The 14577-nt window shown below is 53.0% G+C and carries 14 protein-coding genes; all 14 read right to left on the bottom strand.

Annotated features, from left to right (window positions below; all coding sequences use genetic code 11):
- Positions 1-39 precede the first annotated feature (39 nt).
- Entirely contained in the window at positions 40-1170 is a 1131-nt protein-coding gene (locus J3U76_RS12655; protein ID WP_208006344.1) for an alkene reductase, read from the bottom strand.
- Positions 1171-1309: 139 nt separating this feature from the next.
- Positions 1310-1987, bottom strand: a complete 678-nt coding sequence (locus J3U76_RS12660) for a type 1 glutamine amidotransferase domain-containing protein (RefSeq protein ID WP_208006345.1) — start codon at positions 1985-1987, stop codon at positions 1310-1312.
- Between the two features lie 9 nt (positions 1988-1996).
- Positions 1997-2593, bottom strand: coding sequence for an SDR family oxidoreductase (locus J3U76_RS12665; RefSeq protein WP_208006346.1), 597 nt, complete (start codon positions 2591-2593; stop codon positions 1997-1999).
- A 176-nt stretch (positions 2594-2769) separates the two neighbouring features.
- Positions 2770-3804: an NADP-dependent oxidoreductase gene (locus tag J3U76_RS12670; RefSeq protein WP_208006347.1), complete on the bottom strand. Its 1035-nt coding sequence runs from the start codon at positions 3802-3804 to the stop codon at positions 2770-2772.
- Between the two features lie 12 nt (positions 3805-3816).
- A complete protein-coding gene (locus tag J3U76_RS12675; protein WP_208006348.1) occupies positions 3817-4974 on the bottom strand; it encodes an iron-containing alcohol dehydrogenase in 1158 nt (385 codons plus the stop codon).
- 1 nt (position 4975) lies between these two features.
- Entirely contained in the window at positions 4976-5392 is a 417-nt protein-coding gene (locus J3U76_RS12680) for an organic hydroperoxide resistance protein (protein ID WP_208006349.1), read from the bottom strand.
- An 84-nt stretch (positions 5393-5476) separates the two neighbouring features.
- Positions 5477-6868: an NAD-dependent succinate-semialdehyde dehydrogenase gene (locus tag J3U76_RS12685; protein ID WP_208006350.1), complete on the bottom strand. Its 1392-nt coding sequence runs from the start codon at positions 6866-6868 to the stop codon at positions 5477-5479.
- A 219-nt stretch (positions 6869-7087) separates the two neighbouring features.
- Positions 7088-8215 (bottom strand): XdhC family protein, encoded by a 1128-nt coding sequence (locus tag J3U76_RS12690; RefSeq protein WP_208006351.1) that lies wholly within the window; start codon positions 8213-8215, stop codon positions 7088-7090.
- A 21-nt stretch (positions 8216-8236) separates the two neighbouring features.
- Positions 8237-9463 carry a c-type cytochrome gene (locus J3U76_RS12695; protein WP_208006352.1) on the bottom strand — a complete coding sequence of 409 codons (1227 nt, stop codon included), beginning with the start codon at positions 9461-9463 and terminating at the stop codon, positions 8237-8239.
- 10 nt (positions 9464-9473) lie between these two features.
- Positions 9474-11672, bottom strand: a complete 2199-nt coding sequence (locus J3U76_RS12700; protein WP_100639308.1) for a xanthine dehydrogenase family protein molybdopterin-binding subunit — start codon at positions 11670-11672, stop codon at positions 9474-9476.
- Positions 11669-11887: a (2Fe-2S)-binding protein gene (locus J3U76_RS14680; RefSeq protein WP_341534351.1), complete on the bottom strand. Its 219-nt coding sequence runs from the start codon at positions 11885-11887 to the stop codon at positions 11669-11671. The genes J3U76_RS12700 and J3U76_RS14680 overlap by 4 nt, the downstream gene beginning before the upstream one ends.
- Positions 11888-11917: 30 nt before the next feature.
- Positions 11918-12139, bottom strand: a complete 222-nt coding sequence (locus J3U76_RS14685; protein ID WP_341534350.1) for a (2Fe-2S)-binding protein — start codon at positions 12137-12139, stop codon at positions 11918-11920.
- A 237-nt stretch (positions 12140-12376) separates the two neighbouring features.
- The gene (locus J3U76_RS12710; protein WP_208006353.1) at positions 12377-13132 is read right to left on the bottom strand and encodes an RIO1 family regulatory kinase/ATPase domain-containing protein; all 756 of its coding nucleotides are present in this window, start codon (positions 13130-13132) and stop codon (positions 12377-12379) included.
- A 229-nt stretch (positions 13133-13361) separates the two neighbouring features.
- Positions 13362-14528: an alkene reductase gene (locus J3U76_RS12715; protein ID WP_208006354.1), complete on the bottom strand. Its 1167-nt coding sequence runs from the start codon at positions 14526-14528 to the stop codon at positions 13362-13364.
- Positions 14529-14577 lie beyond the last annotated feature (49 nt).

Below are 14577 nucleotides of genomic sequence, written 5' to 3' on the forward strand. Positions count from 1 at the left end.
TCCCCTCTTTTTTCTTCCAGAAACCAGTCATAAATGCTTTCAACCAGGAGTATTCACTTCCAGGAAAGGGTAATCGATATATCCTTCGACTCCTCCGCCATAAGCCGTTGCGCTGTCAAGCGAATTGAGAGGCGCGTCTCGCTCAAGTCGAGTTACAAGATCAGGGTTGGCAATATAGGGGCGCCCAAAAGCAATCAGATCAGCGGTATTACTACGCCGCGCTGATAGAGCCAGGTTGCGGTCATAGCCATTGTTGGCCATGTACAACCCTTTGAAGCGCTGCCGCAAAACATTCAGGTCAAACCCGCCTTCAACGGTTCGCGACCCGCCTGTCACTCCTTCCACAACGTGAAGATAAGCCAGGTCAACATCATTCAGTTGGTCGACAAGCGCCGTGAAGACCGGCTCAGGGTTGCTGTCACTAAGGCCGTTGGCGGTACTGACCGGAGATATCCGCAGCCCCGTACGCCCTCCATCGCAGATTGCTGCAACAGCTTTGGTAACCTCAAGTGTCAGCCGAATACGATTCTCGACCGACCCACCATAGGCATCAGTGCGCTGATTGGCCCCATCCCTCATAAACTGATCAAGCAGGTAACCATTTGCGGCGTGAATTTCAACGCCATCAAATCCTGCGTCCAGAGCGTTGCGGGCAGCCTGCTCATAATCCGCCACAATTCCCGGCAGCTCGTCCATACGTAGTGCTCTTGGCGTCAGTGCCGGTTTCTTTCCCTCTGCCGTGAACGCTTCGACATTGGGGCGAACAGCAGATGGAGCAACTGGTAGCACGCCGCCAAGTTGCACGTCCGGGTGAGAAACCCTACCAACATGCCAAAGCTGAGCGAATATGCGTCCGCCTTTATCGTGAACAGCCGTTGTTACAGGGCGCCAGCTTTCGATCTGTTCAGTGGTCCAAAGGCCTGGGGTAAAGGCGTAACCCACTGCCTGCGGTGAAATGTTCAACGCCTCACTGATGATCAGTCCTGCCGATGCGCGCTGCGTGTAATACTCTTGCATCATCGATGTGGCGATACTTTCAGGCGAGCGCGCCCGCGTTAGCGGTGCCATAACAACGCGGTTTGTCAGAGCATAAGGCCCTATTTCAACCGGAGAAAAGAGGTCAGTTTCAGGAACGTTAGTCGTATTGACGCGCGAGTTACGAGTTTTCACATGTTTTCTCCCAAACAAGAATCGTATTTCATGCCAGCTGCATGACAGCTCAAGCACTCACGCCCCTCAGAATTACGACCTGTTCGGAAGAGAGAGAGGCTTCACAGCGGAGCTAGATTAATTCGGTCATCGTTTTCCGTTATTTCAGCAACGCAAGTAGCTCCTCTGCGGCGGCAGCTGATGAAGCCGGGTTCTGACCGGTGACGAGCTTGCCGTCCCGCAGCACAAAGCTGGCCCAATCAGCGCCTTTCTCATAAATGCCACCATTGGCTTTAAGCATATCCTCGACCAGGAAGGGCACAACGTTGACCAGGCCAACAACCTCTTCTTCTGTATTGGTGAAGCCTGTCACTCGTCGCCCTGAGACTAAGGGCTTACCATCTGTGCCTTGAGTGTGGCGGAATACGGCGGGGGCGTGGCAGACGGCCCCAACAGGCAAGTCAGCGGCGGCAAAGGCTTCGATCAGGCGTTTGCTGTCTGCATCCTCGGCGAGGTCCCACAAAGGGCCATGGCCACCAGGATAGAAGATTGCATCGAACCCGTCTTCTGTCATCTCGGAAAGTTTCACCGTAGTCGCAAGATGCTTTTGCGTCTCAACATCGCCCTTGAAACGACGGGTGTCGTCGGTTTGCGCTTCCAGACTATCGCTGGACGGATCAATGGGTGGTTGCCCACCCTTAGGCGTGGCCAGAGTAATATCCGCTCCGGCATCCTTGAAGACGTAATAGGGCGCGGCAAACTCCTCCAGCCAAAAGCCGGTCTTCCTGCCGCTATCGCCCATCTCATCGTGCGATGTCAGTACCATTAAAATTTTCATGTACTTTCCTTAAATTGACTGCATGGTTAGCGCTTTGTTATTCCACTTTTCATCATCCACTGCCTCGGCCAAAACTGCGGCGACATCGCCTCTCGCAGCGATTCCATCAACATCAACCGTGTCGCCAAAGCGCATGTTTCGGGTCCCATTTTCATCGGTCAACCGCACCGGTCGCACTATGGCATAGCTCAGGTCGGAGGCTTTCAGGTATTCGTCAGCGTCATGCTTGGCCTGTAGATAATGTGCGAGCTTGCTCTCAGGATCGGGATTGTCTGCGCCAACACTACTGAGCATGACGAAACGGGAGACCTTCGCTTTCGCCGCAATATCAACGAGACGCTGCGCCCCATCGCGGTCGACCTTGTCGGTCATATCGGCACCCGTGTGGCTGCCGGAACCTGCTGCAAAGATGACAGCGTCACAACCCTCACAGACATCCTCTTGCAAGTCGGTCAAATCGCCATAGCGTAGCTCAACATCAGAAGACAGTGTGGACGTGTCGGAACTTTCACGAACCAACGCAATCGGATAATGGCCACGAGATTTAAGCTCACCAATCAAGCGAAGCCCGGTTTTTCCGGTAGCTCCAGCGACAAGAACTTTCATTGTCTACTCCATTTGTTATGAGTTGAGGCCTAATGGCTTACCGCCGCGGCCAGAGTCTCGACGCTAACCTTCCAGGCCGGAAAATCGCAGGCATGGTTCCGCGTCAACGACACCGTAATGAATCAGCTACGAAAGCTGCTACGTCGGCACCATCAGAACGTACATTCGTTTTACTGTTAGTTTTGGCCAACCCGGATCACTCGCTTGCCAAAGTTCTCGCCGTTGAGCAGACCGAAGAAAGCTTCTGGGGCATTTTCCAGACCATCAATGACCTCTTCGCGATACTTGATTTTTCCACCTTCAACCCAAGTACCCATCTGCTTGGCGAAATCCGGGTAAAGGTGACCGAAACTGTCAAAGATGATAAAACCCTGCACCTTGATCTTGTTGCGCAGGATCTGCCCCATCAGCCAATTCATTCGATCCGGCCCACTGGGCAGTTCGGTGGCGTTATATTGCGATACCAGTCCACACACCGGCACACGCGCATGTGGGTTCAACAGCTGGATCACCGCATCAAGAACCTTGCCGCCCACATTTTCGAAATAGACATCAATGCCGTCAGGGTTGGCCTTGGTAAGCTGATCAGCAAAGTCTTCTGCCTTGTGATCAATGCATGCGTCGAAACCCAGCTCGTCAACCGCATAGGCGCATTTTTCTGGTCCGCCTGCGATGCCAACAACACGACAGCCCAGCAGTTTGCCGATTTGGCCCACGGTTGCGCCGACCGGACCAGTCGCAGCTGCCACCACAATGGTCTCGCCGGGTTTGGGCTCACCGATCTGTGTCAAGCCAGCCCAAGCGGTAAAACCGGGCATGCCCAGGATGCCGAGTGCCCAGGATGGATGCTCAGGCGAAGCACCAAGATTAGTAACCCCATCGCCATCTGACAGAGCGTAGTCCTGCCAGCCATTTTGGCTGAGTACCCAGTCACCCACTGCAAAGCCATCAAGCTTCGAAGTAACCACTTTGGCAACCGTGCCGCCAACCATCACATCACCAACCTCAACCGGTGCAGCATAAGAAGGCGCATCACTCATTCTGCCGCGCATATACGGGTCGAGTGACAAGTACTCGGTACGCAAAAGCATCTGATTGTCACCGACAGAAGGAATCGCCTCCTCTTCTAGCCTTAGAGTGTCCAGAGTCGGCTCGCCCTTAGGGCGCTCCGCCAACACGAGCTTGCGGTTTGCGGTGTCTGCTTGCTTCATGTTCGACTCCTCCTACAAAGCAGCTTCAAGAATGCGACGAGCATCATCGGGGCCGATAGCTTTATGTTCCCCAAGTGCAGTCATTCCGTGTTCCTTTAAGGCACTAACGATGTGATTAATTCCGTCAGCATCAACGTCATAGTCGCCTAACCGAGTCTTGATACCCATCTGTTCGAAGAAACCGCGCGTTGCTTCGATTACCGCGTCAATTCGTTCATCATCGGATCCTTCGCGGATATCCCAGACATTGTTGGCATACTGAAGAAGCTTCTCACGCTTAGGCTCGCGCTGATCATTCAACAATGAGGGCAGCACAACGGCTAGGGTACGGGCGTGATCGGTGTCCTTCAGTGCAGTAATCTCATGCCCGATCATATGAGTGGCCCAGTCTTGAGGTACACCTGCGCCAATAAGCCCATTCAAAGCCATTGTCGCGGTCCACATCAAATTGGAACGAATGTCGTAATCTTCGGGTGTCTCAAGCGCCTTGGGGCCAAGTTCGATCAATGTGCGCAGAAGGGTTTCGGCAAAACCATCCTGAACCGACGCGGCAGCTGGATAGGTTAGATATTGTTCGATCGTATGAACGAAGGCGTCCACTACACCGTTGGCAATCTGACGCGGTGGCAAGGTATAGGTCACCTCTGGATCTAACACCGAGAACACCGGGTAACAATGAATGCTGCTAAACGGCAGTTTTGCTTCTTTTTCAGGGTTGGTAATCACCCCGCCAGAGTTCATCTCAGACCCAGTGGCAGGTAGCGTCAACACAGAGCCAAACGGCACTGCTTGGGTAATGACTGATCCACGTGAGGTGAGAATATCCCAGGCATCACCATCATACTTTGCCGCCGCCGCAATAAATTTGGTGGCGTCGATGACCGACCCGCCGCCAACGGCAAGCAGGAAAGTGACGGCATTTTCGCGAATCATCTCAACTGCTTTTAGCGTTGTAGCATAGCGTGGGTTAGGTTCAATGCCTCCAAACTCAAGCATTGCCCGGCCAGTAAGAGCTTCGCGCACCTGGTCCAGCACACCCGTGCGTTCGGCACTGCCACCGCCATAGAGAATCAAAACTTTCGCATCAGCGGGAACCTGATCCTTCAGTTCTGCAATGCTGCCTTTGCCAAACAAAATTCGGGTAGGGTTGTGAAAGTTGAAATTTTTCATATCAGTTTCCTTCAGTTTCAATATGTAAGCGGACATCAATATTTCCGCGGGTAGCATTGGAGTAGGGGCAAAGCTGATGTGTCGCCTCGACCAGGCGTTGAGCGTCCTCGCGGGCCATGCCCGGCAAGTGAGCAGTGATGTCGAGGTCAAGCCCGTATCCGCCATCGGATCGTTGGCCGATACCCACTTCGATTGAAGTTTTTGCCCCCTTGGCATTCAGCTTGAGCTGTTTTGCGGTGATCTCCATCGCACTGTCGAAACAGGCGGCATAACCAAGTGCAAACAGTTGTTCAGGGTTTACGCCATCTTCATCGCTATCGGGCCGAACCATTTGGACCGAAAAGCTGCCGTCGTTCAGGGTTGAAGTTCCTGAGCGTCCGCCCGTTGCCGTCGCAGCGGTTTTGTAGAAAATCTTCATGATCTATCACTCCTTATTCGACCGGTCGACTATCGAATGGTTAAAAGCAAAATACCTCGAGGGCATCGTTTAACACGTCACCACCTAGAATGGCGCGTCAATATCAACTACTGCGATGAGCTTGTGATTGACGAACTCCCTGATTCCCAAGCCGATCAGTTCTCGGCCGTACCCCGACCGCCCGATACCACCGAAAGGCAAGTCTGCCTTGGCCATGGTCGGGTGATTGACAAAGACCATGCCGGTGGAAATCTGCTTCGCAACATCGGCACCATGCTTTGGATCGGCAGTAAACACAGACCCGCCAAGCCCGAATGGTGAGTCATTGGCAATGCGCACGGCATCCGCCTCATCCTTCGCGCGAAACAGCATTGAGACGGGGCCGAAGAACTCCCAATACCGAGCAGGGTTATCTTCTGAAATATTGGTCAGAATGGTCGGCTGAACGAATGCACCCGAACCGGGAACCTTTGGTCCAACTTCGGTTGCCGTGGCTCCGTAGGAAACCGCTTGGCGTATCTTGTTTTTAATCTCGTTTGCAGCTGCCTCAGAAGACAGGGGCGCTAACGTTGTGGTTGGGTCCGTCGGATCCCCTACCCTAAGTTTCGCAACGCCAGCGGTGTAACCCTCAAGAAATTCATCATAAACGTCATCAACGACGATCATTCGCTTGGAGGACACACAGACCTGGCCGCCATTCCAGTGCCGCCCAACGATCGCCCAGTTGATGGTTTTCTCCATATCCGCATCGGCCAACACCACAAACGCATCTGCACCGCCAAGTTCAAGCGTCGATTTCTTCAGTGCTTTACCGGCCTGCGCGGCAACTACCGAACCTGCGCCTTCCGATCCGGTCAGCGCGACGCCATGAACACGTGGGTCGTTAATGATGGTTTCGATCTGCGAGCGTGTTGCATACAGGTTTTTGAACGCCCCTTGGGGCAAACCAGCCTCCAGCATCAATTTTTCGAATGCGGCAGCAGCTTGTGGAACATTTGAAGCATGCTTGAGCAACATGGTATTGCCTGCGGACAATTGTGGCGCGGCGATACGGGCCACCTGGTAAAACGGAAAGTTCCACGGCTCAATTGCCAGCAATACCCCCAGCGGCTCTGCGGACAAAACGGCATCACCTTCATCAGGATTGGCTACGGGCAGCTTTTCAGGTGCCAGCAGGGCTTCTGCATTATTGGCATAATAGTCAAAAATATCCGCTGACAGGGCGATTTCGGCTTTAGCTTCAGAGACAAGCTTGCCCATTTCAGTCGTTAACAAATTTGCAAAGAAATCGACGTCACGACGCAATATGGTTGCAGCGGAGTGCATTACACGGGCACGTTCCGCAAACCCGATTTCCTTCCACAATAAAAATGCCGCATGAGCATTTTCAATCGCTTGATGGACTTCAGTATCGGTCGCGTCCGGGTATGTTTCCAAGAGCTCGCCGGTGTAAGGGTTTCGTGTTTCATAAGCCATAATTAAGACCTTTCTCGTGGGACGTGGTTAGGTTGTAAAACTCGAGGTTACTCATAATTTGCCTACTCCTAGACCGGTCGTCTAGAGGCAGGGCAAATAAAAAAATGGAATCTACTTGCTTATCACGCTAATTTTTAGCTTAACGATGAATAGACCAGTCGTCTACAGTTTTTTTGGAATAACCATGTTTTTTTAAGAGTAACACCCTCCAAAAGGCCGCTACTCCGCCTCATGAATTCTCGCGGCTCTGTATTTCAACATGCCACCGTTTCGACCGTTTACCACCGCACTGATCTCTGAGAGGATCGCCATAGCAACGCTCTCTGAGGTGTCTCCCCCAAGATCAAGACCAACAGGGTAATAGAGCTTTTCACGAGCCTGAGCAGTTTGTGCATCATCACCAATGTCAGCCAACAGTCGCTCTGTTCGGTACCGAGGCCCCAACTGCCCAACATAGCAAGCACCGCTCCTCAGGGCTTTGTTCAACCACCGTGTATCCTGAGTCACGCTATGGGTCATCACGACAACAGCGGCGCCATCTAGCAAGGAACTCGTGGACAGCGGCTCGTCAACATTCATCACCCGAACATCATCAGCTTCAGGGAAGCGGTGTGCCATCGCGAAGTTTGCCCTTCCGTCTATAACGGTGACATGCCAGCCTAGAGTTTTCGCCAACCGGACCAGTGGTTGAGCATCATGCCCCGCGCCAAACAGCACAAGCTTTTGAGGTGGCGATACAACTTCCAGGAACACCTCAACCTCAGCCGCTTGGTCGCTGTATTGATTCAGCGCAGATTTCCCGCTTGCCATTACCTCACGTAAATCGTCGGCAAGCACTTGCTCCAATGAGCTATCCACCAAACTGCCGTCTAAACCTCCTTCAGGGGGAACTATCAGACGGTCTCCGACAACAAAGGCGGACTCGTCATCCGCCGAGATTACGGTAGCGATCGCTGCCTTTCGTTTTTCTTCATGAACCATTTTCAGGGTTCGGACAAGTGGAGACGCAGCGGCAGGCAAAATTCTCTCAAACAGCAGAAATATCTTGCCATCGCAACCGAGACTAAAGTGATAAGAGGATTCGCTTTCTTCACCATCTTCAGCCGTACTATAGCTGCGAACCACCGGGCCATCGGAGGTCAGCCACCAAGCCTTTTTGATGACATCCTGCTCCAGGCAGCCTCCACTGACCGTTCCTTCAGATTGTCCAAGCGCGGAAATCAACATTCTGGCCCCGGGGCGGCGATAGGCCGAGCCTTCGACTTTAACAACCGTTGCGAGGACAAATCCCTCGCCCAGGCGCTCCTGCTCGTCGATCGTCTTTATCAACGACACTAATCCCGACATACCTCAACACCCCGTTCACCTTCAGTGCAATGACAACGACCGACGCTCGCCGACCTGCTCCGGCTCTATTGCAGTATCAAGCCTGCCAAAATGGCTCAGTACAAACGTCGCCAAGGCCGCCAGCTCCTGGTCATTATAGATAGCGCCGAAATCGGGCATTCTATGATTCACCGGCAACGACGATGCAGGGTTCCCCTCCAGCAATATGCCTAGCAGATTAGAAGCACGAGGGTCGCTTACTGTCTTCAGACCCGACAGTGTAGCTGTGGGGCTCTGATTACCTCGCCCATCCCACTGGTGGCAACTAACACAGGCATCGGCGAAGATTTTACTGCCCAGATCTTCATTCAACGGTGCTCCCGCTAGTTTCGGCTTCACGGCGGGCCTCGGTACCCCAACAGCTTTGGGGTCGGTTGCTTTTAGATAAGTAGCTATGGCCCTGAGATCACTCTCACTCAGGTGTCTCAGGCTATATTCAACCACCTCGGCCATTGGTCCCCCAGCTACGCCATGACCTTCTGCATACCCCTCCCTGAAATAGGATACCAACTGATCTTCTGACCACTGGCCAATTCCGTGCGAATCACTTGAGGTAATGTTATAGGCTCGCCAGCCCCCAATATCGGCACCAGCAAACAGCTCGCTGGACTGCGTCGCCTGAAAAATATTTCTCGGGGTATGACATTCGCCGCAATGCCCGGGCCCATTCACCAGGTAGGCACCGCGATTCCAGGCCTCGCTTTGATCAAGGTCAGGCTGGAAGCGCTTGTCATCCAAGAAGACAAAATTCCAAAGGTACATTCCCCAGCGCTGATTGAAAGGAAAGCCAATATCGTTCTCCCTCGCTGGTTGGTGCACCGGTTCCAGACTGAACAAATACGCCTTGATTGCAAGAATATCTTCCCTTGGCATTTTGGTGTACGAGGTATATGGGAAAGCGGGGTAGTAATGCTCACCCTCTCGGCTTATCCCCTCCTGCAACGCCCTGACGAACTCGTCATCTGTCCAGTCTCCAATACCCGTTTCAGCATCTGGCGTAATGTTCGGGGTGTAGAGCGTCCCGAACGGCAATTCAAAAGCAAGCCCTCCGGCGAACGGCTTTTCACCCGGAGCCGTGTGGCAAGCCACACAATCCGCAGCGGTTGCCAGGTATTCGCCTTCGGCGACTAACGCCTTGTCGCTGCTAACTGCCATAACATCAACACACACCAGAAGGTACGCGAGCAGGCCAAAAATAATCTTTCTCACAACGCCCTCCTTATGCAATAAAATAGCCCGAACGAACAAGCGGTAGACGGCGAACCCGATCTCCGAATGTCGCGTTGACCGCGTTAAGCAAAGCAGGCCCTATTAGCGCGGTACCAGCTTCTCCCACCCCTCCCGGCGCTTCAGCGCTGGGTACTATATGCACTTCTACAGGCGGTGCCTCGCTGATGCGCAACTGGCGGTATGCATGGAAGTTTTCTTGCTGCACCTGACCGCCTTTAATATCAATTTCATTAAACAGCGCTGCTGACAACCCAAACAAGGTGCCGCCCTCCATTTGTGCTTTCACCGAGGTCGGATTCGTCACCAGTCCGCAATCAACGACGGTGACCAAACGCTCGATTCTGACGCCCTTTTCTCCAATGGCGGATAGCTCAACCATCGTAACCACAATGCTGCCGAACACTTCCCCGACAGCCAGCCCTCGACCGCGACCACGGGGCACCGGGCTATCCCACGCAACCTTGCTGGCCAGCAGATCCAATGCCGTCAGCACCCTGGGCTTGTGGGCCAACAAGGTTTTTCGGTAGCTCAGTGGATCTTTTCCGGCGTTATGAGCTAACTCATCAACAAAACACTCAATGGCAAAAGTGCTGCGCAGAACACCAACACCTCGCCACCAGGAAACGGGCACCACTTCAGGCTCTTCACGAATGAAGTGGACCTTCAGGCTGTCCAGTTTGTAGATGGGGTCAACGGCCACTTCTACGGCGTCAGGGTCGACACCGCTGGCCGGGAGGCTCCCCACATAACGGGCAAATATAGATCCCCCTGCAATGCGGTGCTGCCAACCAACCGGAAACCCTTCGCCGTTAACAGCAGCGGTCATCCGATCGGCATACTGTGGGCGGTAGAGGTCGTGGGTCATGTCCTCTTCCCGGCTCCAGGTCAGCTTGACTGGATAGCTAACTTTGCTCGCGATCCGCACCGCCTGGGTAATAAAGTCAAAATCCAGGCGCCGCCCAAAAGCTCCCCCGATCCATTGGTTATGCACTTTGACTTGCTCGGGTTTCAAGCCTGTTACTGCTGCTGCGGTTTGCTGCGCAAATCCAGGCACTTGCGTTCCTACCCAGAGATCGCATCCGTCATCCCGCACATGCACCACACAACTCATTGGCTCTAACGGTGAGCGGGACAGAAAAGGCTGTTCATAAACGGCCTCAAACTTCGAGCTCGCCGCTTGAAGCGATGCGTCTATAGCCCCTTTCTCAGTGGCAACTACACCATCCCGCTGAATTGCATCCTGAAGTTTCTGATCGACCACAGCGGAGTCGATCTTGCTGTTGGCTCCATAGTCCCATTCAATATTCAATGCCTTGAGGCCCTGAAAGCAGGCCCAGGTGTTGGTCGCTGTTACCGCAACCACATCCTCGAGGATCACAATATCTCTCACTCCAGGCACACGTCGGGCGGCTTTGTCATCGACCTGCCGCACCTTCCCACCATAAACGGGACAGGCCCGTGCCGACGTTATCAACATGCCCGGCATATCCAGATCGATGGTGAATTTTGCCTGACCATTCACTTTGGTCGGTGTATCCAGACGTGTGGCCGGGGTGCCGATCAGATGAAAATCTTCCGGTCGCTTCAAGATCACATCGTCGGGTAAAGCGTAGGTCGCGGCGAGATCAACCAGGTCGCCATAGCTGATTTTCTGCCCAGTCGGGCCAAAAACCTTGCCGTCCCGTGCATGACACAGGTTGGAATCCGTTTCCCAAACCGAGGCTGCTGCTCGAACCAACAGCATTCGAGCAGTAGCACCGGCCCGTCGCAACGGTTCCCATGTGTAACGCGTTGACGTAGAACCACCGGTCGCCTGGAACTGAAGCAAAGCGTCGGTGTACAGTTCCGCGTTGGGTGGAGCTTCCTGTATGTCTATCTGATCCAGACCGACTTCCAGCTCTTCTGCCACCATCATGGCAATGCCCGTCTGGATGCCTTGCCCCATCTCGGCCTTGGGCGAAATCAACGCGACGCGACCGTCATGCCCAACACGGACAAAAGCGCCGAATCCATCGGCCAAAGAATCCCCGAGCGAAGCCTTTCCCTGTGCAACCGCCTCTGCCGCGGCACTTTTAGGCGCCATTGGCGGTAACCAGGCGCCAACCACCAACCCGCCCAAAGCTGCACTAATACCTTTCAGAAAACGTCTCCGGGAAGCCATCTCAAGTTTCACCTGCTGATCCTTCATGGCTGCCATACTCCCACGCTTTCACTCACATCTTTGATTGCTTCCCGAATACGCGTATACGTTGCACATCGGCAGAGGTTGCCTGCCATCGCAAGATCGATCGCATGATCATTGATTGATGTCTGGTCGTTCAGCAAAGCCAAAGCCGACATGATCTGGCCTGACTGGCAATACCCGCACTGCGCCACCTCATGGTCCAACCAAGCGCGCTGCACCTTTCGAGCCAAGGGCTTTTCAGAAATACCTTAAATCGTTGTTATTTCTTGCCCTGCAACACTTTGAACCGGCAACACACAAGAGCGGACAGGTTTCCCGTCCATATGAACCGTGCACGCGCCACACTGGGCGATACCACATCCGAACTTAGTGCCAGTGAGCTTCAAAATATCCCGTATTACCCAGAGCAGCGGCATGTCCCCGGGCACATCCACCTGATGCGTTGTACCATTTACATTCAATGTCAACATTGTGGCCGTCTCCTCGCCCGTATTCCCTTCACTGGCACGCTCTCCTTTCTAACGTTGAACTCATCCGGCCTGGCAGTCCGGAGCAAAAATTGAATATCGAGCATTCCGCGAAATACTCGAGCTAAATAGCGATATCGTTAAACTGTTGTCATGCTAACAGAAATTAGACCGGTCGTATATTAGAGAACGGTACGTTCACAGTACGTTCGATGTTGTCGTCGCCAAGAGCAGACAGACCTATAGCAATGACAAGAGCATCAGCAAGCCAAAGAACAACGCGAGAATACCGATAATCGGGCTAAAGCTCTGAATCTCTTGTTGCTGGCTGAAAAGGCTTCGCTTGAGGGCCTTATAGAAGCGCTTAGGTGTGTAAAGGTTTTTCTTGTAATGCGTTCGATAGTAATTCCGCAATCCTCCCGGCATTCTCTTGCGGTCAAACCGATACCAAAGCTTTAACACACCGAGCAGGTCTTTTTTACGAGCCCAATTCTTTGACATTATCGGGAGGTGCTTGAGCAAAACAGCTGAGCCAAAATCAATAATCTTCGGCTCCCCTGACGGAGTCATCAAAATGTTGCCGGAATTACCAAGATCAAGGTGGACCATTCCAGTTTGATGAAGTTGCTGCACTGCAGCGTAAAGCTTTACAAAAAATTCCTTTGGAATCTCGCCGTTTTCCTGGAGCTCCTTCAATGAAAAACCTTTGAGGTACTGATAACAAACTCCACCACCACCGTTGGCGTTCCAACGTACCTGATTTGGCGTAAATACTAACTCCTCAGCCTTTTTGAGCATTTTATATTCATGACGGGCCAACAATCGAAAACAATAACTGAGCGGGAAAAACAACAAGGGATAGGTTTTCATAATCCTTTTCTCACCGCACTGGTCTACGGTGACTACGGTAGCCGGCTTGTGCCAGCGCTTTGAGCCAGAAGTACCGTGAGCATGCACATCCAGACAATCCAATGAGTTGCCTTTATCAAAGCTCATTGCTTGATCCTTACCAATCATTTTATATCACCCCGTCATCTCGATGACTCCGAGCAGAAATTATTGCGAGGAATTGAGAGCCTGAATAATTCTGTAGCGATATTCGCGATATCACTATGAATGATGGGGTCCAGCGAAAAGACCAAAGTTATCGCGCAGCCGGGATAATGTTCCCGAAATACTAAAAGTGAGCCCCCTATCAAGGAGGCTCCTCTCATCCAGCAGCTCCTTAGCCTGTCACCCTCTCTGGTGTTCTGGGCTCCGAGGCAGCCTGCGAGTCGTAGGTGGGATAATCGATATATCCCTTGTCAGTTCCACCGTACATGGTTGTGGGATCAACCTCGTTCCAGGGCAGCCCTTGCCGTATCCGATACGGCAAATCCGGGTTGGCAATAAACGGCTTTCCAAAAGCGAAAAGGTCGCCGTATCCTGCATCAAGCATACGAAGTGCTTTTTCCGGAGTGTAGCGGCCCGCATAAATCAAAATGCCACTAAAGGATTCCCTGAGTGCACTGCAGAAGCTTTCCGGCAGTCTTGGCGCATCATCCCAATCGGCCTCAGCAATTGAAATGTAGGCAACACCCATCCGATCCAACACCCTTGCGGCCTCCAGATAGGTTTCGTGAGGGTCCGATTCAACCAGCCCAAGATAGACGCGCTCCTCTTCCGTGCTCTCAAACAAGGGAGCAAATCTCACTCCCAGGCGCTCGGCCCCCACCTCCTCTGAGATTGCGGCCACAACTTCCTCCAGGAAACGCAACCGGTTCCGCAAACTGCCGCCGTATTGATCGGTCCGGTGGTTGGTATGCTCTGAAATGAACTGATTCACCAGGTAGCCATTCGCGCTGTGTATTTCTACGCCATCAAACCCGGCATCAATGGCATTACGAGCGGCGCGAGCGTATAGCTTTACAAGCTGCTGAACTTCCTCGGTTGTAAGTGCTCGAGGCTCATCGGGATCAGCTAGCGCACCTTCCCCGGGCGCTGTTTCTACGAACACTTTCACACCTTCAGCACGAATGGCGGAGGGCGCCACCGGCGCCTGCCCGTCTGGCTGAAGAGAACGGTGAGAAACTCGCCCTACATGCCACAACTGACAAAAGATCTTGCCACCTTCCCGATGAACCGCATCGGTTACTTTTCTCCAACCTTCAATCTGTTCTGCCGTGAAAATTCCTGGCGTCCACGCGTAACCCTGACCTCTAGGCTCTATCTGCGTGCCTTCTGTGACCATAAAGCCAGCTGAAGCCCGCTGCGCATAGTAGTCAGCCATCAGTTCGTTCGGAATATTTCCTGGCTGAGAGCTTCTTGAGCGCGTGAGAGGTGGCAGGACAATACGGTTTTTCAGTTCAAGCGAACCCAGACTCAAGGGCTCAAAAAGAGGACTTACATTCATAACGCTATTTCCTTTAAATAAAGTTTTCATACCGGAGCAAGCAGTGCTC

The organism is Oceanisphaera pacifica, from assembly GCF_017498065.1.
GTDB lineage: Bacteria > Pseudomonadota > Gammaproteobacteria > Enterobacterales > Aeromonadaceae > Oceanimonas > Oceanimonas pacifica.